General features: G+C 68.0%; 15 protein-coding genes. 7 read left to right on the top strand and 8 right to left on the bottom strand.

Going from position 1 to position 25,270, the window contains the following annotated elements; all coding sequences use genetic code 11:
* Window positions 1-50 precede the first annotated feature (50 nt).
* Together ASC70_RS09775 and ASC70_RS09770 are read right to left on the bottom strand one after the other, a co-directional pair.
* Complete coding sequence (locus tag ASC70_RS09775) at window positions 51-1,397, bottom strand: GntP family permease (protein ID WP_235519326.1); 1,347 nt, start codon at window positions 1,395-1,397, stop codon at window positions 51-53.
* 205 nt (window positions 1,398-1,602) lie between these two features.
* On the bottom strand, window positions 1,603-4,530 hold the full coding sequence (locus ASC70_RS09770) for a TonB-dependent receptor domain-containing protein (protein WP_235519322.1): 2,928 nt from the start codon (window positions 4,528-4,530) through the stop codon (window positions 1,603-1,605).
* Window positions 4,531-5,082: 552 nt separating this feature from the next.
* Between ASC70_RS09770 and ASC70_RS09765 the strand changes: the two genes are divergently transcribed.
* Entirely contained in the window at window positions 5,083-7,386 is a 2,304-nt protein-coding gene (locus ASC70_RS09765) for a beta-N-acetylhexosaminidase (protein ID WP_082539614.1), read from the top strand.
* A gap of 132 nt (window positions 7,387-7,518) precedes the next feature.
* On the opposite strand, the gene ASC70_RS09760 is transcribed toward ASC70_RS09765, so the two are convergent.
* Entirely contained in the window at window positions 7,519-8,469 is a 951-nt protein-coding gene (locus ASC70_RS09760) for a MurR/RpiR family transcriptional regulator (protein ID WP_056049462.1), read from the bottom strand.
* Between the two features lie 219 nt (window positions 8,470-8,688).
* On the opposite strand from ASC70_RS09760, the gene ASC70_RS09755 reads away from it, so the two are divergent.
* From ASC70_RS09755 to ASC70_RS09745, 3 genes are read left to right on the top strand one after another with little or no spacing between them, the layout of a single operon-like run.
* Entirely contained in the window at window positions 8,689-9,078 is a 390-nt protein-coding gene (locus ASC70_RS09755; RefSeq protein ID WP_056049459.1) for a RidA family protein, read from the top strand.
* A gap of 13 nt (window positions 9,079-9,091) precedes the next feature.
* Complete coding sequence (locus tag ASC70_RS09750; protein ID WP_056049456.1) at window positions 9,092-10,375, top strand: alanine racemase; 1,284 nt, start codon at window positions 9,092-9,094, stop codon at window positions 10,373-10,375.
* An 8-nt stretch (window positions 10,376-10,383) separates the two neighbouring features.
* On the top strand, window positions 10,384-11,856 hold the full coding sequence (locus ASC70_RS09745; RefSeq protein ID WP_056049453.1) for an amidohydrolase family protein: 1,473 nt from the start codon (window positions 10,384-10,386) through the stop codon (window positions 11,854-11,856).
* Between the two features lie 95 nt (window positions 11,857-11,951).
* Here the strand turns inward: ASC70_RS09745 and ASC70_RS09740 are convergent, their stop codons facing one another.
* A complete protein-coding gene (locus tag ASC70_RS09740) occupies window positions 11,952-14,852 on the bottom strand; it encodes a TonB-dependent receptor (protein WP_056049450.1) in 2,901 nt (966 codons plus the stop codon).
* Between the two features lie 295 nt (window positions 14,853-15,147).
* A complete protein-coding gene (locus tag ASC70_RS09735; RefSeq protein WP_056049448.1) occupies window positions 15,148-16,578 on the bottom strand; it encodes a glycosyl hydrolase family 28 protein in 1,431 nt (476 codons plus the stop codon).
* Between the two features lie 326 nt (window positions 16,579-16,904).
* Here ASC70_RS09735 and ASC70_RS09730 point away from each other — a divergent pair, with 326 nt between their 5' ends.
* Genes ASC70_RS09730 through ASC70_RS09720 form a run of 3 tightly spaced genes read left to right on the top strand, consistent with a single transcriptional unit; the run spans window position 16,905 to window position 20,322 of the window.
* Window positions 16,905-18,173, top strand: coding sequence for an oligosaccharide MFS transporter (locus ASC70_RS09730; RefSeq protein WP_056049446.1), 1,269 nt, complete (start codon window positions 16,905-16,907; stop codon window positions 18,171-18,173).
* A gap of 2 nt (window positions 18,174-18,175) precedes the next feature.
* Complete coding sequence (locus tag ASC70_RS09725; protein ID WP_082539616.1) at window positions 18,176-19,396, top strand: glycoside hydrolase family 88 protein; 1,221 nt, start codon at window positions 18,176-18,178, stop codon at window positions 19,394-19,396.
* Entirely contained in the window at window positions 19,393-20,322 is a 930-nt protein-coding gene (locus tag ASC70_RS09720; protein WP_056049443.1) for an ROK family protein, read from the top strand. Before ASC70_RS09725 ends, ASC70_RS09720 begins: the two co-directional genes overlap by 4 nt.
* Here the strand turns inward: ASC70_RS09720 and ASC70_RS09715 are convergent.
* From ASC70_RS09715 to ASC70_RS09705, 3 genes are all read right to left on the bottom strand, one after another.
* Window positions 20,319-21,410 (bottom strand): LacI family DNA-binding transcriptional regulator, encoded by a 1,092-nt coding sequence (locus ASC70_RS09715; protein ID WP_235519321.1) that lies wholly within the window; start codon window positions 21,408-21,410, stop codon window positions 20,319-20,321. The two genes, ASC70_RS09720 and ASC70_RS09715, sit on opposite strands and share 4 nt — an antisense overlap.
* A gap of 80 nt (window positions 21,411-21,490) precedes the next feature.
* Complete coding sequence (locus ASC70_RS09710) at window positions 21,491-23,200, bottom strand: glycoside hydrolase 43 family protein (RefSeq protein ID WP_056049438.1); 1,710 nt, start codon at window positions 23,198-23,200, stop codon at window positions 21,491-21,493.
* Window positions 23,197-25,164, bottom strand: coding sequence for a glycoside hydrolase family 97 protein (locus ASC70_RS09705; protein ID WP_162247203.1), 1,968 nt, complete (start codon window positions 25,162-25,164; stop codon window positions 23,197-23,199). Before ASC70_RS09705 ends, ASC70_RS09710 begins: the two co-directional genes overlap by 4 nt.
* Window positions 25,165-25,270: the final 106 nt, after the last annotated feature.

The following is a 25,270-nucleotide window of genomic DNA, read 5'->3' as shown; positions in this document are numbered from 1 at the left end:
CGCAACGATCGCCTTAAACGCGAGTATTCGGTCGGATGTCGACGGACGGCTCAGCCCGGCAGGATCACGCTCAACGCCAGCACGCCCAGTAGTCCCACCACCCCGACAAGGCTCTCCATCACCGTCCATGACAGGAAGGTGCCCTTCAGGCTGAGGCCGAAATATTCCTTGAACATCCAGAAGCCGGGGTCGTTGACGTGGGAGAACATCAGGCTGCCCGCCCCCACGGCCAACACCATCAAGTTCGGGTCGACGTGCGAGGCGGCCACCACCGGCTGCAGCAGGCCGGCCGCCGTCAGGCCCGCGATGGTGGCCGAGCCCAGGGCCACGCGGATGACCATGGCGATCAGCCAGCCCAGCACCAGCGGATGCAGCGGCACGGATCGCAGCCAGCCGCCCAGCTCGTTGCTGATCCCGCTGTCGACGAACACCTGCTTCAGCGCCCCGGCCCCGGCGAGGATCAGCAGGATACCGGCCACGTCCTTCAACGCGTCGCCGTAGCGGCCCATCTGGCCGGTGAACGGCAAGCCGCGCAGCACGCCCAGGCTGAAGGTGGCGTAGACCAGCGACAGGGTCAGCACCACGACCGGCTGGCCGACGAAGGTGACGATCGTCTTGGTCTCGGACGGCGCCTTCATCGCGAAGACCAGGGCGGTGGTCGCCGCGATCATCACCACCGGCAGCAGGGCGGTCGTGAAGCTGTTGAGCGCGCCTGGCGTCGCCGCGTCGCCGGTCTCGGCGACGACGAACGTGGCCTCGGCGCCCGGTTCGGCCTGGGGCACGGCGTTGAGACGCTTGAGGACCAGGATCAGCAGCGGCCCGCCGGTCATCAGCGCCACGATCGCGACGGCCAGCCCGTAGCCCAGGGTCAGGCCGGTGTCGGCCCCGAACAGGGCGATCAAGGCCACGGGCGACGGATGCGGCGGCAGGAAGCCGTGGGCCACCGACAGGCCGCACAGCAGCGGCAGGCCGACATAGACCGGCGACAGGTCGGCGCGCTTGGCGATGGTCAGGATCAGCGGGACCATGACCACGAAGCCGACGCTGTAGAACAGCGGGATGCCGACGATCAGGCCGGTCATAGCCATGGCCAGCAGGATGAAGCGCAGGCCGACGGCCCCGATCAGGGTCCGGGCGATGCTCTGGGCCGCGCCGCTGTCGGCGATCGCCCGGCCGAACATCGCGCCCAGGCAGATGATGGCGGTCAGGCCGCCCAGCATGTCGCCGACGCCCTTCTCCATCGACTTGGCCACGTGGTCCAGCGGCATGCCGAAGCAGAAGGCGGCGGCCAGGGCGGTCAACAGAAAGGCGACGAAGGGCGGAACCTTGCCCCATCCGATCAGCACGACCAGCAGGGCGATCAGCGCGAAGGCCGTGAACACCATCGGGAAGGCCACCCTTGAACGCGCGGGAAGCTCCGCGACCGGAGAAACTAGAGAGCGATTCCCCGGCGTCGTGGCGTTCGACGTACGACACCGGGGAACCGGCCCCCTCGCGGCGGGGAGACCGTCGGAGGGGCTCTGCCGACCGCTTCACCGGGGAGGTGGCTTCGCGGACGGCGGGGCGCGCCGGGGGAAGGGCGCGCCCAGGAGAGGTTAGATCCTAGAACCGCAGACGCACGCCGGCGCGGTACATCCGGCCGATGACGTCGTAGAGGAACGGGTTCACGCCAGGGCTGACATTGGTCGTCGGCGAGGCGACCGGATCCTTGTCGAACAGGTTGTCGATCTTGAAGTAGGCGGTCGCGTTGGCGGTGACCTCGTACGAGCCGCCGACGTCGACATAGGTCGCGCCCTTCATCTGGTTGTTGTCGATGGTGTGGTGAGCCACCGTCGAGACCGGGCAGCCGGTCCGGCACTCGATGAACTCGTTGCTGTAGACGCCGTCGCTGATCCAGCGCTCGTAGACCGAGAGGCTGAGCTTGTCCTTGGTCCAGGTCTGGGTGAACGTGGCCTTCCAGTCGGGCGTATTGCCGACGTTCACGCCCGCGCTCTGCACCGGGATGGTGCCCAGGACGCCCGAGTTTGTCAGGAAGCTGATGGTGTGCGTGGCCAGGGCCCGCAGTTGCACCTGTCCCGGCAGGCCCCAGTCCTCGAGGTTCTTGCGATACACCGCCTCGATGTCGAAGCCCTTGTTGCGCAGCGACGCGACGTTGAAGGCCTGGACGCGGACGAAGTTGGTGTTTGGCGTGGTGCTGGTCAGCAGCATGGCCGAGCAGATTTCCTGGTTGCCGGCGACGCAGAGGTCGACCAGGTCCTGGGCGGCCAGGGTGCTGATGGCGCCCTTCACCTTGATGTCGAAATAGTCGACCGACAGGCTGAAGCCCGGCAGGAACTTCGGCTCGGCCAGCACGACGCCGACCTCGGTGTTGCGGGCCGTTTCCGGACGCAGGTTGGCGTTGCCGATCGTCTGCAGCAGGACGTTGGTCGCCACGCCCTTGTAGAGGACGGTGGCGTTGGTCACGACCGGCGGCGCGAACAGCTCCGAGAGGTTCGGGGCGCGGATGTCGCGCGAGGTCACGGCGCGGAAGCGCAGGCCCTCGATCGGGGTCTTCCAGGCGCCGCCCAGCTTCCAGGCCGTGACATTGCCCGAGGTGCTGTACTTGGTCTGGCGAACCGCGCCGTTGATGTTGGCCTCGCCCAGCGCGTCCGACTTCAGGATCGGCACGTTGGCTTCGAGATAGCCTTCGACCACGTGATAGTAGCCGTGGCCGCTGTGGTAGTTGCCGGCGTACCAGTTGTTGCCGGTCGTGCGGACCAGCGGGTCGGCCGGATAGTCGGCGTTGTACTGGGCGGTGGCCGTCAGGCCGTCGCCGTACGGGTCGGTGATCGTGCGGTAGTCCTCTTCACGCCACTCGACGCCGGTGGCGATGGCCACCGGGCCGGCCCAGGTCGAAAAGGGCTCGCCGCTGACGTTGAAGCTGGCGACGGACTCGATCTGCTTGGAACGCTGGAACGGACCGTTGGCCGGCAGGACATAGGCCAGGGCGGCCGGGTCCAGGGTGACCTGACCGATGACGTTCAGCGGCACGCAGCCATTGGCGCGAGCGACCGGATCGCGGCAGATCGCGATGCCGTTCGGGCCGGCGATGGCGTCTATCGCCGCGTTGTAGCGCGAGGTCACCGAGATGTTGTCGACGTCCAGCTTGATGCGGTTCGTGCCGAACGCGTAGTAGGCGTCGTACGTCCAGTCCGTGCCGAACAGCTGGTGATTGCCAGTCGCGCCCAGGACGAAGCGGGCCTGTTCGCGCTTGATGTTGACGGCGATCGGGCCGAATCCGCCGTTGCTGGTGCCGAAGGCGAAGCTGGTGATGCCGGCGGTGGCGCACGAGGCCTTGATCGCGGCGGGAACGAACGGGTTCTCGCATTGGATGGTCAGGCCGGTCTTCTCTTCACCGGTGTTGGGCTGGTTCAGCGAATAGGCGTCGGCGAGGTTGGCCGTGAAGTAGACCTCGTCGTTCTCGGTGGCCTTGAGGCTGACCCGGCCGTAGGCGACCTTGCGCTTGAGGCGCGCGGCCAGGGTCGGCGAGGCGCCGATGATGCCCGACAGGTCGCCGCCCACGCAGAACGGGCTGAAGCAGTTGGTCACCGCGCCCGTGCCGGTGGCGACGCCGTTCGAGCCGTACTGGAACTGACGCGGCGCGCCGTTGGCTCCGAAGGCGATGCCCTGCAGCGGCCCGTTCGTGATCAGGCCGTACTTGGCGTACTGGAGCTGCTGGGCGCCCTGGATGACGCGGTACTGCGGCAGGCCGTCCGTGGTCGAACCCAGCGGGCGCACCTGGATGGCGGGCGAGTTGAACCAGTCGCGGCCGCCGGCCTGGTTCAGGCCGAAGTCGCCGGCCAGGACGCCGGCCTCGCGGTTATATTCGACGCTGCCGATCACGCGCAGGCGACCGTCGAAGAACGACTTGCCGCCGGCGAATTGGGCCACGACCGTGTCGTTGTCGTGGTACTTGCTCTCGCCGCCTTCCAGACGCGCCTTGAAGCCCTCGAAGGTCTTGTCGGTCACGAAGTTGATCACGCCGCCGACCGCGTCGGAACCGTACGAGGCCGAGGCGCCGCCGGTCACCACGTCGACGCGCTTGATCAGCAGTTGCGGGAACTGGCTGACGTCGGTGACGCCGGTGATGTTGGCCGGGGTGACGCGCTGGCCGTCCAGCAGAGTCAGGGTGCGGATGGCGCCGAGGCCCCGCAGGCTGAACGCGCTGAGACCCTGGGCGCCCGAGCTGGTGCCGTTGGCCGCCACCGTCTTGCCCGTGCTGCCCTGCAGGGCCGGCATCTGGGTGATGGCCTGGAAGATGTTGGGCTGCGAGGCCTTCTCCAGGTCCTCGGCCGTGACCGTCGTGGTCGGCGTCGGCTGGGTGAAGCCGCGGGAATTGATCCGCGAACCGGTGACGACCACCTCGGTGATGGTCGTCCCGTCGTCGGCCGCCGGCGTGGCGACCTGCTGTGCGTTGGCCATCACCCCCCAGGACAACAGCGCCAGAGCCGAGGCCGAGCCGGCATAGATACGGCGATTTATCTTGAACAAAATTCCTGCCCCCGTGCTGAGAAGACTATCCCCTGGCCCCCGGCTGGGAGCGCCGACCGCATGCATTGGTTTCTTTTTTATTTGCAGCGCTGGCGCGCTGTTTCTTAATTCCACTCAAGATGATCGAGGCAGTATCTCGACGTACTTAAACTACGCCTTGATCATCTGCTTCTGACGCCCTGGGCGGAACATAACGAGGATAGGCATGGCGCTCAGAGAACGTCAATCATAAAACATTCATTTATGTAGCGTTCATAAAAGCCCTGCTCAGCCACACACCACAGTCAGAGTAATTTTCCATATTTTTCAATAAGAAAACACGACGCCTAGAAAAGCGGCGCCGACGGCGATTGACAGGCGCCCTCCCTTATCCGCCGGCTACCGGCGCCGACGGGTCGCGCTATTCATCTCCAATATTTCCCAGCAATTTCCTTCAGGTAGCAGCTACGCCGGGATCAACTGTAAATGTCCGACACCCTCTCGACCTGACGAACGGTGCGATGTAGTCACACTATCAAACATGATCGCGAAACCGCCGGGAGGACCTCCGACATGATGGCTTCAAGCCCCTCGCGCGCCCTGTTTCTAGCCTTGGCGGCCGCGGCCAACCTCACCTCCCCGGCCCCCGCGGCCACGAGTCCGGCGCTCGTGCCCTGGCCGGCGGAGATCGCGCCCCGGGCCGGCGACTTCCGGCTGACCGCCAAGACCCGTATCCACGTCCCCGCCGGCGACGCCGAAGCCAAGGCGGTGGCGCTGCAGCTGCGCGACATGCTGGTCCGCGCGGGCAAACCCCGACTGGAGGTCATCGACGGCGGCCCGATACCGGCGGGCGCAATCGTCCTGAAGCGTTCAGACAGCGCGGGCGAGGCCTATGGCCTGAAGATCGCGCCGACCGGCGTCGAGATCGCCGCCGGCGACCGCAAGGGGTTGTTCTACGGGGCCGTGACCGTCTGGCAGCTGGCGACCAACGGCCCCGCCCTGCCCGCCATGACCATCAAGGACGCGCCGCGCTACGCCTGGCGCGGCTTCATGCTGGACAGCGCCCGCCACTTCCAGAGCGTCGATGAGGTCAAACGCCTGATCGACGCCATGGCCGCCTACAAGCTGAACGTGCTGCACTGGCACCTGAACGACGACCAGGGCTGGCGGCTGGAGATCAAGGCCTATCCGAAACTCACCGAGGTCGGCGCCTGGCGCCAGCCCAAGGGCGCCGACGCCTATCGCCCCGCGCCCGCCAAGTACGAGCCCTACGGTGGCTTCTACACCCAGGCGCAGGCCCGCGAGATCGTCGCCTACGCCGCCGCCCGCAACATCATGGTCGTGCCCGAGATCGAGCTGCCCGGCCACGCCACGGCGGCGATCACCGCCTATCCCGAGTTGGGCGTCACCGGCGAGGTCCCGACCTCGGGCATGTCGGACTGGGGCGTGTTCGCCAACCTCTACAACATCGACGACACGACCTTCGCCTTCCTGGAGACGGTGCTGGACGAGGTCGTGACCCTGTTCCCCGGCCCCTACCTGCACATCGGCGGCGACGAGGCGATCAAGAACCAGTGGCAGGCCAGCCCCAAGATCCAGGCCCAGATGAAGGCGCTGGGGATCGAGAACGAGGACAAGCTGCAGAGCTGGTTCATCAACCGCATCGCCGCCCATCTGGCCAAGAAGGGTCGCCGCATCATCGGCTGGGACGAGATCCTCGAGGGCGGCGCCGACCAAAGCTCGATCGTCATGGCCTGGCGCGGCGTCGATCGCGCGGCCGAGGCGGCCCGCCTGGGCCACGACACCATCCTGACGGCGCATCCTCAGTTCTACATGGACAGCCGCCAGAGCCTGTCGGCGAACGAACCGCCGGGCCGCAGCGAGCTCTCGACGCTGAAGAGCCTCTACACGTTCGACGCCCGCACCGAGAGGCTCTCCGAGGAGCAAGCCCGCCACGTGATCGGCGTGCAGGCCAACAGCTTCACCGAGCACCAGCGCACCGCGCGGCGGGTCGAGGCCATGGCCTTTCCGCGCCTGACGGCCGTGGCCGAGCTGGGCTGGACGGCGCCGGAGCGTCGCGACTGGCCCCGCTACAGCAACGGCCTGCCGGTGATCCTCGACCAGCTGAAGGCGTTGGACATCGCGCATGACGACGTGCCGTTCGAGCCCGAGGCGACGCTGTCCAGGCAGGACGGCAAGATCGGCGTCACCCTCGCCTCCTCGCTGGGCGTGGGCGAGATCCGCTACGCCACCGGCGGCGCGATCCCGACCACCGCCTCGCCGCTGTACGCCGCGCCGTTGGCCTTGGCGGACGGGACGAAACTGAAAGCCCGCAGCTTCCTGAACGGCCAGCCGCTAGGCGGCGCACGGGATATCGACGTCTCGACGCGAGCCCTGAACACCCGGGTCAGCAGCCAGCTGAAGTTCTGTGGCGAGACCGTGCCGCTGCGGCTCGAGGCCGATTTCCCGCGCGAGGGACAGCGGCCGGTGTTCATGATCGGCATCTACCGGCCCTGCTGGATCTGGGAAGGCGCCGACCTGGTCAAGGGCGCGACCCTGACGGCGCGGATCGGCCAGGCCCCGTTCAACTTCCAACTGGCTGGTGGGCGGCGGATCGTGAGCTTCGACACCCCCAAGACCAGCCCCTATGGCGAGCTGGTGGTCCGCAAGCGCGAGACGAATGGGGCGCTGTGCGAGGGCCAGACCCTGGCCGTGATCCCGATCGACGCGGCGGCCGCGGGCAAGGCGGGACTGTCGGAGGTGACGGCGCGGATTCCGCCGACCGAGGGCGTCAAGGAAGTGTGCCTGACGTTCAATCGGCCGAAGCAGGAGACGCTGTGGGCGCTGGACGCGGTGACGTTGGAGCCAGGACGGTAGAGCTCAACTCCACTGTCATCCCGGACAAGCGCGCAGCGCGCCGATCCGGGACCGCCGGAAACTCCGAGCCTGTGGCGGTCCCGGCTCTTCGCTACGCTTCGGCCGGGATGACACGGGTTGAGGATGTTTTCCTCAATCCCCGATCGGCTGCCGCGGCGCGATGCCGTGCAGCCACGCCACGCTGCCGCGCGCCCGGCGCAGCATCAGGTGGGCGCGCTCGCCCATCGTCACGGCCACGGCGTAGGCCAGGCGGTCGATGACGAACAGCTGCGCGAAGCGCATCGGATTGGGCTGGAACTCCTCGATCCCCGAGGCGGCCAGGCCCACGTGCAGGCAGATGTCAGCATCGCGGCCCAGCGGCGACTCGGCGTCGGTGATCGCGATGCACGAGGCCTTGTAGTACTTGGCCAGCTCCAGGCTCTCCTGCAGTTCGCGCGGCCGGCCCGTCGAGGAGAGGAAGATCGCCACGTCGCCCTCGGACAGGATCGCCGCCGACATGCGCTGGGCGTAGCCGTCGGTGAAGACCATGGCCGGCACGTCCAGGCGGAACAGGCGGTTGTGGATCTCGGTGGCCAAGGCCGCCGAGCTGCCGCCGATGCCGTAGATCACCACGCGGCCGGCCCGGGCGATGGCGGCGGCGGCGGCCTGCAGATCGTCCTCGACCAGGGTGTCGCGGGTGCGGTTCAGGGCCTCGATGATGGTGTCGAACACGCGGTCGCCAACCTCGCCGTCGCCTTCCGCCAGGCTGCGCATCGCCTGAACCTCACGGACCGGCGCATGAACCGGTCGCGCGGCGCGTTCGCGTTGGTCGGTCATGGCCTGGGCCAGGGCCAGTTCCTGGATCAGCCGGAACTTCAGGTCCTTGAAACCCTCGCAGCCGACGGTCCGGCAAAAGCGCAGCACGGTCGGCTCGCTGAGGCCGAGGTCGGCGGCCACCGAGCGGACGCTGGAGCGGACGAATTCGTTGGGCGATTTCAGGATCAGCTTGGCGATCTTCAGGTCCGATCGAGTCATCGACTCCATCATGCCCTTCAGGCGTGGAAGGATGTCGCCGCCGTCGATCTGCGCGCCAGGCTGGCTCATCCCGTGGTCCCCTCTCGCAAGCGTCCTGATCCCGACGCAGCAAGGCTTATCTTCGGCCCGTTTCCCGTCGCGCCGCAACAGATAGTGACAACGATGTCGGCCCGCAATCGCGTTTGACGGCCGGAATGATAGCCAAAATGAATGTTTCACTACATTTTCGTTGACACCACTACATCAGCGATGGCCTTTTCGGCTTCAATAGCGCTCCAGGAGGTCATCTTGTCGATTGAACGCATCGGGGCCGCGGCCACCGGAACGGGTGGCCAGTCCCTGCCCTTTTGCCAGGCCACGATCGCCAACGGCTTCGTGTACGTGTCGGGCCAGGTGGCGATGGACGAGAACGGTTTCGTGGTCGAGGGCGGCGTCGTTCCGCAGACCCACAAGACCATCCAGAACCTGATCGCCATCCTGGAAAAGGCCGGCTGCACCCTGAGGGACGTCGTGAAGGCCAATGTCTGGCTGGACGACGCCCGCGACTTCCACGCCTTCAATCGCGTCTACGCCAGCTATTTCGGCGACGCCATGCCGGCCCGCGCCTGTGTGCAGTCGCCGCTGATGATCGACGCCAAGGTCGAGATCGAGGTCATCGCCCTGAAGCCGCAAGCCTAGGCCGGAGAACAGCGTGCGCCTCGGCGACATAGACGACCTGACGCTGGCGCCGGGGACCAAGGCGATCCCGCTGGATGGCTCGATCCGGACGGTGGGCGACCTGGCCAAGGCCGGCCTGAACTTGCTGACCGGCGACCTGCCGATGCCGGCGGCGGTGCTCAAGCGCTCGGCGCTGGAGAACAACCTGGCGGTCATGCAGGCCTATGTCGACCGGGCCGGCGCTAAGCTAGCCCCGCACGCCAAGACCACGATGTGCCCGCAACTGCTGGTCCGCCAGCTGGACGCCGGCGCCTGGGGGCTGACGGTCGCGACGATGACCCAGCTGAAGCTGTGCCACGACATGGGCGCGCCGCGCCTGATCCTGGCCAACCAGTTGGTCGGCCGGGCCGAGATCGAGGTCCTGGCGCGCCTGACCGCCGCCGCGCCCGACCGCCCCTGCTACGTCCTGATCGACAGCGCCGCCGGCGCCGAGGCGATCTCGGATGTCTTCAGCCGCTTGTCTGACGCCCCGCCCGCCCGCCTGCTGATCGAGCTTGGCATGGCCGACGGCCGCTGCGGCGTGCGCTCGATCGACGAAGGCCTGGCCCTGGCCCGGCGGGTCCGCGACCTGCCGCGCGTCGATCTTCACGGCGTCGAGGGCTATGAGGGCCTGATCTTCAGCGATCACGCCGTCCGCGACGCCACCGAGGTCGACGCCTATCTCGGCGGCGTGCTCGGCTTCTACGAAGCGCTGCGCGCCGAGGCGCTGTTCGCCGATCCAGACCAGGTGATCCTGACCGCCGGCGGCTCGGCCTACTACGACCTCGTCGCCCACGCCTTGTCCGGCCGCGCGCCCGGTGTGGTCCCGGTGCTGCGCAGCGGCTGCTATGTCACCCACGACAGCGGCTTCTATCGCGAACTGCTGGCCCGCATGGACGGTCGGAGCGTCATTGGCGAACCGCCGCGCCTGAAGCCGGCGCTCGAGGTCTGGACCCGGGTGATCTCGCGCCCGCAGCCCGACTTGGCTATCGTCATGATGGGCAAGCGCGACGTGTCGTTCGACATCCATCTGCCCATGGTCCGCCGCTGGTTCCGCGAGGGCTTGCACACGACGCCCCAGGCGGCGCCCGAGGCCACCATCGAGAAACTGGCCGACCAGCACGGCTTCCTGTCGCTTTCCGCCGGTACCGATCTGAAGGTCGGCGACCTGCTGGGCTTCGAGATCTCCCATCCCTGCACGACCTTCGACAAGTGGTCGCTGCTGCTCGAGGTCGACGACGACTACGCCGTCCTGGGCGGCCTCAAGACATTCTTCTGACGCGTATCATGGCCAAAGACATCCTCTCCGCCGACCTCGTCCTGAAGGGGGGCCGGATCATCGACGGCGGCGGCGGCCCGGCCTTCGCGGCCGACGTGGCGATCGCCGGCGACACCATCGTCGCGGTGGGCCAGGCACTGGACGCCCCCGGCGCCCGCGTCGTCGACGTCACCGGCCTGATCGTGGCGCCCGGCTTCATCGACGTGCACACCCACGACGACCTGATCTGCATCACCCAGCCCGACATGGTCCCGAAGATCAGCCAGGGCGTGACCACGGTGGTGGCCGGTAATTGCGGGATCTCCGCGCCGCTGCTGCGCTTCGACGACGCCGTCGCCGAGCCGTTCAACCTGCTGGGCGCGCGCGAGGACTTCGCCTACGACACCTTCGCCGACTACCGGCGGGCGGTCGAGACGGCCGTTCCCCGCGTCAATGTCGCGGCCCTGGTCGGTCACTCGGCCCTGCGCGTGCTGTGCCTGGAAAACCTGGACCGCCCCGCCACCGCCACCGAGCGCGCGCGCATGGACGCCCTGCTCCAGGACGCGCTGGACGAAGGGGCGCTGGGCCTCAGCTCCGGCGTCTTCTACGCCCCCGCCTGGGCCGCCGATGTCGAGGAGCTGCGCGGCCTGGCCGCGACCGTGGCGGCGGCCGGCGGTGTCTATACCGCCCACATCCGCGACGAGCGCGAAGGCATCATCGAGGCGCTGCAAGAGGCCTTCGCGGTGGCCCAAGGGCGAATGGAGGCCAGCGCCGACAGCGGCCCGGCGTCGCTGATCCTGTCGCACCACAAGTGCGCCGGGCTTCGCAATTGGGGCCGCGCGGCCGAGACGCTGGGCCTGATCGATCAGGCCCGCCAGCGCCAGCCGGTCCATCTGGACTGCTATCCCTACACGGCCGGCTCGACGATCATCCGCCCCGACCTGGCCGACGGCGAGGTCGAGATTCTGATCAACTGGTCCGAGCCGCATCCCGAGCTGGGCGGCCGCACTCTGAAGTCGATCGCCGACGACTGGGGCGTCACCCAGGCGGAGGCGGCCGAGCGCCTGCAGCCGGGCGGGGCTAGCTACTTCCAGATGGCCGAGAGCGATATGCGGGCCATCCTTGGCCACGCCTGCTGCATGGTCGGCTCGGATGGCCTGCCGCACGACACCCTGCCCCACCCGCGCCTGTGGGGGGCCTTCCCGCGCGTGCTGGGCCACTATGCTCGCGACCTGCGGCTGCTGACCCTGGAGGCCGCCGTGCGCAAGATGACCGGCCTGGCCGCCGAGACCTTTGGCCTCAAGGATCGCGGCCGGGTCGCCGTGGGCATGAAGGCCGACGTCACCGTCTTCGACGCCGACACCATCCTGGACCGCGCCACCTACGAGGCTCCGACCCAGCCGGCGGCGGGGATCGCCCATGTGTTCGTCAACGGCGTCCTGGCCTGGACCGAGAATGGTCCGACGGCCGAGCGGTCCGGCCGCTTCCTGCGCCGATCATAAAAAAGAGCGCTGTCCGAAGACAGCGCGCGGCAACACAAAAAATGGGCGCTGTCCGAAGACAGCGCCCAGGGGGAGCGGGGGATCGCGAGGATTGATCAGCCGCCGAACTTGTACCGAAGGCTGACGCCGTAGATCCGGCCATTCATGAAGGACTGGCGCAGGATGTCGGTGTCGTAGCCGTTGCCCGGCTCGCCGACGTAGCGGGTCGGGGCCTTGTTGGTCAGGTTCGACGCCGTGAACGACAGCGACAGGTCCTTGCGCAGATTGACGTTCACCGAGGCGTCCAGCAGGCCGTAGCCCTTCAGGTAACGGCCATCGATCGGATTGGCCGAGATCCCGAACAGCACGTAGTCGGAGCGGTAGGTGTAGACGAGGCGAGCCGAGATCAGCTTGTTCTCGTAGAGGCCGGCCAGGCTCCAGTTCTTGTCCGACTGGAACGGCTGGCGAACATTGACCTTCGCGCCCGCCAGCAACAGCGGCAGCTCGGTCTTCACCCAGGTGTAGGACCCCTGGACGCCGAAATTGTGCAGGAAGCCCGGCACGAAGTCGTAGTCGAAGAAGGTCTGGCCCGCGACCTCGACGCCCTTGGCGTAGCCGGGATCGGCGTTGACCGACTGAGTGATCCGGTATTGGCCTGTCGCGCAATTGTTCGGCGTCGCCCCGGTATAGGCCGGCGCCGTGGCCACCGTCTGACAGCTCTCGACGCCAAGGGCGAAGCCGTTGATGTCCTTGTAGAATGCGGCCACCGACGCATAGGCCGACTTGCTGAAGTACTTCTCCAGCGACAGGTCGTAGCTCTTGGCGCGCAGCGGGGCCAGGTTGGGGTTGCCCTGCGAGCCGGTGCCGTTGGTGATGTTGACCGAGACCGTCGGGTTGATGTCGCCGACGCTAGGACGGGTCAGGCCCTTGCCGAAGCCGAAACGCAGCAGCAGATCGTCCTGAAGATAACCGGTGACGTTCAGGGTCGGCAGGACGTCGGTGTAGCTGTTGCTCTTGCTGTTGGGCACGATCACCGGCGTGGCGCTGGTGGTGTCGGTGATCATCGCCTGGGCGTTCAGCTCGGTGCGCACGACGCGGACGCCGGCGTTGCCGCGGATGCGGTCGTTCAGGAACGCGAAGTCGACAACGCCATAGCCGGCGTAGGTCTGCTCGACGGCCTTACGGCGCGACAGCAGCACTTCGGGGATCGAGTCCTCCGCCGGGATGCCGGCCAGCGGAAAGCGGTTGCGGACATTGTCGCCCAGCAGCGAGTCCGGGTTGAAGGTGAGGTAGCCGCCGGAATAACCGCCCTCGCCGTCGAACCAGTTGGTGTGCGAGCCGGCGACCAGGTCCTGGACGCTGCTGGCCAGGATGCCGTTCGACTGGTTGGCGGTCAGCGCCAGGCCGTCCGTCGTCAGGTTCTTGCCGCTATAGGAATAGTTGTAGAAGCGTGACTTCTTCCGGTAGTAGCGCGCGCCGAACTTCACGGCCTCGATGAAGCTGTCGTGGACCCGCAGCTTGCCGTCGAACTGGGCGGCGTAGCCGACGTCGTCATAGATGTTCTCGGTGCCGTTGGCGTAGTTCTGGAGCACCCAGTTTGCGGGATTGTCCAAGCCGGGGCCGCTGATCGCCACCTGCTGCGGCAGGCCGACGGTCCGGGTCGTGTTCCAGGTCAAACCGGCGCGCGGCTGCATGGCGACCGAGCGGTTGTCCTGCTCCTGGTCGGCCTTCACGTACGAGAGGTCGGCCCGCAGATCCAGGTCGTCGGTCGGCGACCACTTGGCGCCGCCGGCCAGGATGTAGGTCTCGTAGAGGCGGTGCTCGTCGCCGCCGGTCGAGGAGAAGGTGGATCCCAGGAACGTGCCGCTGCCGAAGCGCTGGCCGGCCAGCGAGACGTCCTCGCCCCCGTTGCGATTGCGCTGGGTCAGGCCCTCGCTGGTGTTGAAGGCCGTGGTCTGCAGGCCCTGGACGTAGCGGCTGTCGGCGCCGTTCAGGAACCGGTAGCCCTGGTGATAGAGGTAGGAGTTGTAGTTGCCGTCGACATAGAACTCGAGGCCCGGACGCGGCTTCCACTGGAAGGCCCCCGACACGCCCTTGCGGGTGCGCTGGATGTCCTCTTCGTTCACGTTGATCTGCACGCCGGCCATGTTGACCAGGCCCGAGCGCTGGGCGGCGGTCAGGGCCAGCGGATCGGCCACGTCGGCCAGGAACGCCACGTCACTACGGCCGGCATAGGCCTGGTTGTAGGCGGCGTTGCCAATGTATTCGGCGCTGTCGGCGCGGACCACGCGGCGCAGGTTGGCGCCGCCGGGACCAGGCGCGTTGTCCGAGCGGTTCCAGCTCTTCTGGTAGTTGGCGGCCAGCAGCAGACCCATCTCGCCGTCGCCCACATTCCAGCGGTGCGAGAGCAGGGCGAAGTATTCGGGCTGCCACTGCTTGACCATGTCGTTGTAGCGGCCCGAGATCGCCGCGCTGCCCGAGAAGTCGGGCATGTCCAGCGGCTTGCGGGTGCGGATGTCGATCAGGCCGCCGATGCCGCCCTCGATGTGCTCGGCCGAGGGGTTCTTGTAGACGTCCAGACCCGCGACCATGCCCGGGATGGCGCCTTCGATGTTGAACTCGCTGCCGCCGGCGGTGAAGTAGGAACGGCCATCGACCTGCGAGGCGGTCTGGCCCGAAAGGCCGCGAATGGTGAGGCCCGAGCCGACGCCGACCGGCGAAGCGCCTTCGCCGCCGTAGCGGTAGCCCTGCACGCCCGGGATCCGCGTCAGCGTCTCGGCGACGTTCGGATCAGGCAGCTTGCCGATGTCCTCGGCGCGGATGGAGTCGACCACCTCCATGGTGTTCTTCTTCATCTGCACGGCCGATTGCAGGCTCTGGCGGATGCCGGTGACGACCACCTCCTGGACGGCGGTGTCGCTGGCCGGAGTCGTCTGAGCGCGAGCGGCGCCGGCGGCCAGCAGGGCCACGGCCGATGCCGTCAGCAAGAGGCGGCGGTGTTGGTGTTGCGTCTTCATGGTGTCCCCTCCCGTGGACCCGCGCTGGACTCTGTGGCCGGCGTCGAGTTCCCCGAATGCGTTTCGCCTGTCGGCGGATGTTTGTCCGAACTCATGGGGCGCGACGCGCCCGGTTTCACTCCCTGACGGCCTTGGACGCATCGTGCGCCGGGGCCGTTCTGATGTCTTCGGCTCTATGGCCGTAATTATTGATATCGTTATCAATGGAGACTTGGCAAGGCCATTAGTCGGACAAATGGCCACATATGATATCGATATCACACGTTTGTGAGAACTGGCTCGTCCCGAGGTTGGCCTACTTGAACCGGACACCCTCCACGTTCGGACCGATCTCGATCACATCATGGTCCTTGGCGGTCAGCTTGCGGCCGGCGATCATCACGTTCTCGAACGTGATGTCGCGCACCGGGCGGTCGGGGGCGAGGCCGGCGATCGTCGAGGGGCTGGCCCAACCGGCGCCCGAATAGGTGATGTCGCGGAAATGGATCCCCTCGACCAGAAGCCCCGGGCTGGTGTTGTACTTGCCGTTGTAGACGGTGCGCAGGTTGAACAGCTTGCCTTCCTGGATGTGCTCGACGCGCACGTGGCTGAAGGCGACGTTCCGCACCGTGTTGGTGTCGCCCGCGCTGATCGCCATCACGCCTTGATATTCTGGATCGTCCTCGTCCAGGTCCAGCACGTCGATGTCGTCGAAGGCGATGTCGTCCAAGGTATTGGGCGTCTTGCTGTCGCCATGCAGGCCGATGAAGATCGCGTGGGCGACGTCGGGCCAGAACACCGAATGGCTCACGCGCACGTGGCGGGTGTCGCCTATGCCGTCCTTGCGCGTGGCGTAGATCGCGATGCTGTCGTCCGAGGTTCGCACGAAGGCGCGTTCGACCTCGAAGTCCTGGCAGGCGAACACGTTGATGCCGTCGGACCATTGGCCGTTGCTGATCGTCTTGATGTCCTTGAACGCCACCTGGCGCGACGACGAGCAGGCGATCGTGCCGTGCGCCGGCGTCAGGAAGGTCAGGCCCTCGACCGTCACGTTGCGCGAATCCTGGACCGTCAACTGGTCGGCCGGGCGGACGACGATGCCGTGGCCGATGATCCGGACGTTCTCGACCTTTTCCGGCCTGAACGTGCCCTGCAGCAGCGCGCCGCCGGCGACATAGATCGTCTGGCCCGACTTGACCGGAAAGAAAGCCCCGCCCTCGGGCGGCGCGTGGATGCCCGGCTCGAACACCACGACGTCCGGCCCCGGCGCTGGCCGAGGGATCGGCGCGCCAGCGAAGATATGCAGGTTGTGCAGCCGGTCGCCGTCGAACTCGACGGACAGGTTCTGAGGCTTGTCGATCGTGAAGACCACGCGGCCGTTCTCGATCCTGGGCTTGATGGCGTTGGCGACGGGCCGCACCTCGACGCGCCGGAAGTCGCCGTTGTTCTTCTCGATCCCGATCTCGACCGTTCCGCCCGCGAAATCGAACTGCACCATCGAGACGTCGCTGGGGCCGTCCTGGTCGATCTTGGCGGTATATTCGTAGAGGTCCCGCCACGGCCCGCCGGGCCGGCGCACGCGCACGGTGAAGTCGTCATTGTGCAGAGCGTAGAGCAGCTTCGGCGGCGGCGCGGCGTAGGTGTAGAGCCCCGCCTCCGAGGTTTCCTGCGACCAGGCGTGGGACACGGGCGCCAGCAACGCCAAGGCCGCCAAGGAAGCGCCCAACAGGACGGCGGATCGGATCATGGACGGTCTCCCTTCGGACGGCGCTGTCCAGCTTGTTCTTGTATCGCCTCGCCCTCGAAGGACCATCCCGACACGCTGCGCCCGCGGTCGAAAAGGAGGGGCGTCGGACCCGCCGACGCCCCATCGGCCCGAAGGCCGCCATGCAGAGGGAGGTCCCGAAGGACGTGCAATTGATATCGATATCAGTTACTTTGCGCAAGCCATTCGGAAAACCGCGGATCGCTGACGAAAATTAGTTGGTATCGTTATCAGCATGTTCTATGACCGAAAGGTCCGGTCAGTCCGCCGAAGCAGCGGGCCCCCTCCGGACAAGGGAGGCGCCGGCCATGAACTTGAAGAAGAAGAACTACGCGCTGCTCAGCGCCTTCCTGTTCCTGTACTTCTTCGCCCAGGCCATGAGCATCTCGCTGCTGGCCCTGTGGCTCAAGCGCACCCTCGGCCTGACCGGCGCCCAGACCGGTGTGGTGTTCGCCGCCAACTTCGTCTTCGCCATGGCCTCGCAGCCGATCTACGGCTTCGTCTCGGACAAGGCGGGGCTGCGCAAGACCATCCTCTGGACCGTGGGTATCCTCGTCCTGCTCTCCGGCGCCTTCTTCGCCTTCGTCTACGGGCCGCTGCTGAAGACCAACCTGCTGCTGGGCGCGGCGATCGGTGGGGCCTATCTGGGCGTGACCTTCATCGCCGGCAGCTACGCGATCGAGTCCTATGTCGACCGCGTGGGCCGCAAATACGGCTTCGAGTACAGCCGCGCGCGCCTTTGGGGTTCGCTGGGCTTCGCCTTCGCGGCGTTCTTCTCGGGCCGGCTGTTCAACATCGACCCGATGATCAACTTCGCCCTGGCCTCGGTCGCGGGCCTGCTGCTGCTGCCGCTGCTGGCCTTGACCAAGGTCGAGACCACCGACGACGAACGTCAGCGCTCCGACAGCTTGAAGCCGCTGGACGCGCTGGCCATCCTGAAGCTGCCCAAGTTCTGGGGTTTCATGGTGCTGATCCTGGGCGTGACCAATCTCTACCAGGTCTACGACCAGCAGTTCCCGGCCTACTACGCCTCCCAGTTCGCGGACCCGAAGCAGGGCGCGGCGATGTTCGGTTACCTGAACTCGGCGCAGATCTTCGTCGAGGCCGGGATGCTGTTTGTGGCGCCGTTCATCGTCAATCGCATCGGCGCCAAGCGAGGCCTGCTGCTGGCGGCGTCGATCATGATCGTCCGCATCGCCGGCTCGGGGTTGGTCGCCGGTCCGTGGGCCATCTCGGCCATGAAGATGCTGCACGCGATCGAGCTGCCGATCCTGGCGGTGTCGATCTTCCGCTACATCGCCTTCCACTTCGAGACCCGCCTGGCCTCGACCCTCTATCTGGTGGGCGTCAGCTTCGGCCACTCGCTGGGCCTGGCCATCCTGTCGCCGATCGTCGGCAAGAGCTACGACCTGATCGGCTTCCCCCACACCTACCTGCTGATCGCCCTGGGCGCAGCCGCCTTCTGGCTGGCCTCGCTGTTCAGCCTGTCCCCCACGCCCCGGACCGTCGCCGAGGCCGAGCCGCTGCCGCCGCTGGCCCGGGCCGACCTCGGTCCGGACCTCGCCAAGGTCAATTGAACATGATCCATTCCACCCCCTGGCCGCCCGCCGCCCGCGAGTCCGCCCAGCGCGCCCCCATCGCGCGGGCCGGCGAGATCCTCCGCCGCCCGCGGCCCGACCGCGCCCGTCTCGACGCGATCCTGGCCGCGGTGCTGCAGCGGATCGATCGGAATCTCGAGGTTTTCACCGACGCCTTCCCCGCCCCCTCCAGCCAGGGCGGCGTGTACCCGGCGATCGACAACACCGAATGGACCAACGGCTTCTGGACCGGAATGCTGTGGCTGGCTTGGGAAGCCACCGGCGAGCACCGCTATCGCGAGGCGGCCGAGCGCCAGGTGCTGAGCTTCCGCGACCGGATCGACAACGCGATCGCCGTCGACCACCACGACCTGGGATTTCTCTATTCGCTGTCCTGCGTCCCCGCCTGGAAGCTGACGGGCGACACCGTCGCGCGTGACGCGGCCCTGGCCGCCGCGCGGAAGCTGCTGGACCGCTATCTGCCCGTGGCCGGCGTGATCCAGGCCTGGGGCGACCTCTCCGACCCCAGCCAGGCTGGCCGGATGATCATCGACTGCAACCTGAACCTCCCCCTGCTCTACTGGGCCGGGGAAGAGACCGGCGAGCCCGCCTTCGCTCAGGCCGCCAACCGCCACATCGCCCAGGCGGCGCGTTACATCGTCCGACCCGACGCCTCGACCTTCCATACCTTCTTCATGGACCCGCGCTCCGGCGCGCCCCTGCGCGGGACCACCCACCAGGGTTTCAGCGACAGCTCGTGCTGGGCCCGCGGCCAGGCCTGGGGTGTGTCGGGCTTCCCGCTGGTTCACCGCCACCACGCCGACCCGGCGCTGATCGAAGTCGCCGCGCGGCTGGCCAACTACTTCCTCAATCGCCTGCCGGAAGACCTGATCTGCTGCTGGGACCTCGTCTTCACCGACGACACGCAGCCGCGCGACAGCTCGGCCGCCGCCATTGCCGCCTGCGGCCTGCTGGAGCTGACCCGCGCCCTGCCGCTGGATGATCCCGACCGCGAGACCTATGCGGCCGCCGCCCTGGCCATGGTCGACGTGCTGGGCGAGCGCTACCTGTTGCCCTTAGGGCCGGCCGGGACCGGCGTCCTGGCCCATGCCGTCTACCACATGCCAAACGGCGTCGGCGTCGACGAGGCCTGCATCTGGGGCGACTACTTCTTCCTCGAGGCGCTGGTGCGCCTGACGCGCGTCTGGGAGCCCTATTGGTGATCCAGATCGGCGTGGATTTCGGCGGCACCAAGGTCGAGGCCGCCGCCCTGGACGCGGCCGGCCAGGTGCTGGCCCGAGCACGCGTTCCGAACCCCGGCGGCTACGACGCGGCGCTGACGGTGGTGCGCGATCTGGTGGCCAAGCTTGAGCAGCAGGTTGGCCAGCGCGGGACGCTGGGCGTCGGCGCGCCCGGCTCGATCTCGCCGGCGTCCGGCGTGATGCGCAACGCCAACTCGCTGTATCTGAACGGCCGCCGCTTCCGCGAGGATCTGTCCGAGGCCCTGGGCCGTCCTGTGCGGCTAGCCAACGACGCCAATTGCCTGGCGCTGTCCGAGGCCGTAGACGGCGCGGCGGCCGGCGCCAAGCTCGCCTTCGCCATCATCCTGGGCACCGGCTGCGGCGGCGGCCTGACCATCGACGGCAAGCTGATCGAGGGTCCCAACGGCATCGCCGGCGAATGGGGCCACATGCCGCTGCCCTGGCCAACGGACGAGGAGCAGGACGGACCCCAATGCTGGTGCGGCCAGCGCGGGTGCCTGGAGATGTGGATCTCCGGCACCGGCCTGCGCCACGACTTCCGCCGCGCCACCGGGCTGGACCTGCCGGGCGAGGCGATCATCGGCCGCTTTCGCGCCGGCGAAGCCGAGGCGACCGCCGCCTTCGACCGCTATCTGGATCGCCTGGGCCGGGCCGTCGCCGTGCTGTGTAACATCGTCGATCCCGACGTGATCGTGCTGGGCGGCGGGCTGTCGAACGTCTCGGAAATCTACGCCCGCCTGCCGGCCCTGATCGCGCCACGCGTTTTCGCCGACCCATGGCGCGCCAGGATCGCGCCCGCCGTCTGGGGCGACGCCTCGGGCGTGCGGGGCGCCGCGCGGCTGTGGTCGCTGGACGAGGTCCGGGCGCTGGCGGCAGTGACCGCCTAGACGCCCGGCGCCGGTCCCGACGAGCCGCGCTCGATCAGGGTGAACTTCATCAGATGATGGTCGGGCGCGGGGTCGCCGCCGGCTTTTTCGGCGCGGATCTGGTCGGCGATCAGCGCCACGGCCGTCCGCCCCATGGCGGCGATGGGCTGGTGGATGGTGGTCAGCTCGGGCCAGACCGTGGTCGCCACCGCGGTGTCGTCGAAGCCGCAGACGGTCAGGTCCTGGGGTACGGCAATCTGGCGGCCATGGGCGACGGCCAGGGCCGCGGCGGCCATGTCGTCGTTGCTGGCGAAGATCGCGGTGGGTCGCATCGGTCCGTCCAGCAACTGCTCGGCCGCCGCCAGGCCCGAGCGATAGGTGAACAGGCCCTCGGCGATCCATTCCTGCCGGACCGTGATCCCTGCCTCGGCCATGCCCGCCGCGAAGCCTTCGAAGCGCACCTCGGTGGGGGTGTGCAGCGGATCGCCCTTGATGAACGCGATGTCGCGATGACCCAAGGCCACCAGCCGCCGCGTCATGGCCAAGGCTCCCTGGAAGTCGTCGATCCGTACGCAGGAAACGTCCGGCATCGGCCGCGCCGTCGCCAGGGCCAGGACAGTCACCCCGGCGGCGCGCAAACGGTTGATGGTCGGCCGGGAGTCGCACAGCGGCGGCGGCAGGATCACCCCGTCCACGCCCGCCGCCAGCAGCCGCTTCACGGCCGCCTGCTGGCCAGCCAGACCCTCGCAGCGCTCCAGCAGCAGGTGGCTGGCCAGCTTGGAGCTCTGCTCCAGCCCGCCGACCATGATCTCGCTGAGATACGAGGCGCTGGGGTTGCTGTAGAGGATGCCGATCCGCGCCGCCGTGGTCCGGGAACGCGTCGCCCGCGCCGCGACATTGACCTGGTAGTTCAGAGCGCGCACCGAGGCCTCGACCCGCTCGCGCATGGCCGGACTGACATTGGCCGCGCCCCGGATCACCCGCGACACCGTCATCGAGCCGACCCCGGCGTGGCGCGCCACGTCGTGGATGGTGATGGGCCGCGAGGGGTCGTCGGCCTTGGCGGGCTCTCGACGTTTCCGGGCCTTGCTCTCACGCGTTTCGGTCAAGCGGCCTCGCGATTGGTGACGATAACAAACACAGTCCTTAGCAGGCGCCGGCGCGCGATCAAACGCGTCGGTGTCCGCGATCAAGGACCGACGAGAAACTCTTCGACGTCCGACCAGCCGATACGGGTCGAGGTATTGGACGGCGTGCCGCTGGGCGCCTGGGCGAACAGGCCCATCTGGGCGCCGACCCAGCGGCCAGGCTTGCTGACGAACGGCTCGCCCGCGGGCCTATAGGTCACGCCGTCGAGACTGTAGCTGAACGTCACCTTGGCGTGGGTCGAGCGCAGCATCGACGGCCAATAAGGCGAGAAGCCCGGCGGCGGATCGGCCACGGTCACCGGCTCTGCCGACAGCCGCAACCACACGGTGGCGGGCGCGGTTTCCAGCACCTTCGTGACCTGCTCAGGCTTGAAGGCGTCGGCGCCCGCGCGGTCCACACGGACCAGGGACAGCCCGTCCTTGCCGTTGCGCAGGCCGAGCCAGGCATAGTCCGAGCCGAACATCACAAGGCCCGTCCGCTCCCCCACCGCGCGCGGCGCGAAGGTCAGCTTGGTGGTAACGGTGAATCGCTCGGCCGGCAGCTTCTGGGTCAGAAGCGCCCCGACTTCCCAGAGGTTCTCCGAACCCGAGATCGACTTCAGGCGCAGCTTGCCGGGCGCGGCCTTCAGGTCCGCCCAGTCGGCCTGCGCATTGGCGTTCCACTGCCAGGCCGGCGACAGCTTGCCGTCGAAGCGGTCACTGTCCGGCGGGGCGGCGATCGCCGAGGCCACGGCGCTCTTGGGTTTGCGATACGTGAGCACCGGTTCGCCGATGCCGTCGCCATCGGGGTCGGTCCCGATCACCGGCCAGCCGTCCTTCCAGGCCATCGGCTGCAGCCAGACCCGGCGGCCGTAGGAGTCGAAGTCCTGGAAGTGCAGGAACCAATCCTCACCCGTGGGCGTGGTCACCCAGGCGCCCTGGTGCGGGCCGTTGACCTCGGTCTTGCCCTGATCCAGCACGTCGCGGCCCTCATAGGGCCCGGTCAGCTTGCGCGAGCGGAACACGCCCTGCCAGCCGCCCTTCACGCTGCCACTGGGCGCGAACACATAGTACCAGCCGTCGCGCTTGTAGAGCTTGGGGCCCTCGGTGGTCATCCACGGGAACGGCCCGCGCGAGGTCATGACCTTGAGCTGGGTTTCGCCATCGATGATCTTGATCCGCTCGCCCACGGCCTTGTCGCCCGCCGCGTTCAGCCTTCGCAGGCTGATGACGTTGGCGATGCCCGCGCGGCTGCGCGCCCAGCCGTGGACCAGCCAGCCTTGGCCGTCGTCATCCCAGAACGGCGCGGGATCGATCATGCCCTTGGCGTCGTCGACCAGCACCGGCTTGCTCCACGGCCCGGCCGGATCCTTGGCGGTGACCAGAAACACCCCGAAGTCCGGATCCGGATAGTAGATCATGAACTTGCCGCCGTGATGGCGGATGGCGGGCGCCCAGACCCCGCCGCCGCGGCGCGGGGTCATGTGATGGGCCACGGGCGGGATGTCGGTGAGGGCGTGGCCGATCAGCGTCCAGTTCACCAGATCGGTCGAGCGCAGAATCGGCAGGCCCGGCGTGTTCGTGAACGACGAGGCGGTCAGGTAGTAGAATTGGCCGACCCGCATCACGTCCGGATCGGAATAGTCCCCCGCCAACACGGGGTTGCGATAGGTCCCGTCGCCTTGATCCGGCAGCCACGCCTTCTGCTCCGCCGCGAACGTCGGCGAGGCGGCCAGCAGGGCCAGGGCGAGAAGGATCGACCGCTTGCTCACGCCTTGACCTCCGAGGCTTCGAACAAGACCGCTTGGCCGCCGCTCGGCTTGAGGTCAAGGATGAGGACGTCGCCTGGGCCGACCCGGATCTCGGACAGCACCACCGGCGTCTGGTTGGCCTTGGCGCCGGCCGGGCCATCGGCGAACACCCGCGCTCGGCGGACGCCCTTGCCCAGGAAGCTCAGCGGGAGCTTCAGCACGCGCGGCGTCTCGTTGGTCATGGCCCCGAGGAACCAGCGGTCGCCATGCCGACGCGCCACCACCACGTACTCGCCGATGCGTCCGGCCAGGGCGCGGGTCTCGTCCCAGACGGTGGGACACTCGTCGAACCAGGCCAGCTCCGGCCACGGCTTGCCGGCGTACTTGGCCGGCGTGTCGTACCAGTAGAGGAAGGTCAGCGGATTGTAGTAGACGGCGGCCATCGCCAGCTGGTGGGCGTTGGTCGTCTGGTTGCGCTCGTGGGCGTAGCAGATCGTGTAGTCGATCGGCCCCGCCACGGCCCGGGTGAACGGCAGGGTGACGTTGTGGCGGGCGGTCGGGAACTGCTCGTTTCCGCGCACGCCCTCCAGGGCGACATAGTTCGGATAGGTCCGCTCCAGCCCCGCCGGGCGCAGGTTGTCGTGCAGGTTCACCAGCAGGCCGTGCTCGCCGCACGCGCGGATCAGGTCGACAATGAACCGGTTGTCCGACTGGCGGCCCTCCCAGACGAAGCCGAACTTGATCCCCGCCACGCCCCAGGCCTTGTAGGTCGAAAGGATCGCGTCGCGCTGGCGCATAGCCGGCACGCGGTCGACATAGAGGATGACGCCCAGGTCCTTCGCGCGCGCCGCCGCGACGATGGCGGGCATGTCCAGGGCCGGTATAGCGCGGGTGGCGTCGCTGGGGTCCGTGCCGTCGCCGTACCAGTGGGCGTCGAACTCGATGTAGTCCAGCTTGTGCGCGGCGGCGAAGGCGATGACCTCCATCGTTCCGGCCATCGAGTATGACTTGCGAACCCGCACCGCCCGGCCCGGCTTGATCCAGCGCACGTCGCCCAGCCGGTTCGGCGAGGCCAAGGTCGTGATCAGGTCGGCGTGCTCGATCAGGCCCGCCTCGGTCTCGGCGACCAGCAGCACGCGCCACGGGCTGGCCTGGCCGATCGCGAAGTCGAAGCTCTCCTCCGCCGGCGTATCGCCTGGCCCGGACCAGCCGTCGGCGCGTCCCGGGAAACGCATCAGGTGGACGTCCAGCTTAGCGCCGTCGGCCTTCAGCATGGCGCGCGGATAGTCCAGGCGGTCGGACTCGGCGATCAGCACCGCCGCGCCCGGGATCATCGCCGTCACCGGCAGATCCGCGAACGGACCTTTGTCGGCGCTGGCGGTCAGAGCCGGATGGACCACCGGCGCCAGGCCGGCCGGCGCGGTGCGCTGGTACTCGCCCTCGTCACGGCTGGCGTAGAGGACGGTCTCCGGCGGCAGGACGAACCCGGTCGCCTCCCCCGCCAGCTTCACGGCGCCGCCGGGCGCGCCACGCAGGACGTAGCGCACCGCGCAGCCGTGGTCGTAGGCGCGAGCGACCACCGCGAAGCGGATGCCCGTGTCGGGTTGCTCGAATTCGGCGGTCAACTCGGAACAGGCCTGGTCATAGCGGGCGCGGATCCCGTAGGGCGGCGTCCAGGCGCCTTGCTCCCGCCGGTGCGTCACGCCGGTCAGGCGCGCGCCGGATCCCAGCCGCCGGCCGTCCGCCAGGACTAGGCCTAGCGGGCTGGGGGCCAGCACCGCCCGTCCCGCGCGCGTCACAGTCCAGGTGAGCTCGCTCGCGCCGACGCTCAATCGCAGCCGAACCCGGCCGTCCGGCGAAACGACCTCGAGCCCCTGGCCCTTGGCCGCCCAGGCGGGCCCCGCGAGCAGCGCCGCGCCCGCGCCCGCCAGAACCGCGCGTCGCGCCGGTCCGCCCACGTCTTCCGACCGTTCTTCTCCCGACACGCTCCACCCCAACTCTTTTTGCGTCACCGCTTATGATAACGATATCAAACCTGAGGACGCCGCCCTTGGCAAGCCGTCGCCGATACGGGACCAAGGTCGTAGCGCG

Source organism: Caulobacter sp. Root343 (assembly GCF_001425745.1).
Taxonomy (GTDB): Bacteria; Pseudomonadota; Alphaproteobacteria; order Caulobacterales; family Caulobacteraceae; genus Caulobacter.
This window is presented reverse-complemented; position numbering and strand designations above follow the sequence as displayed.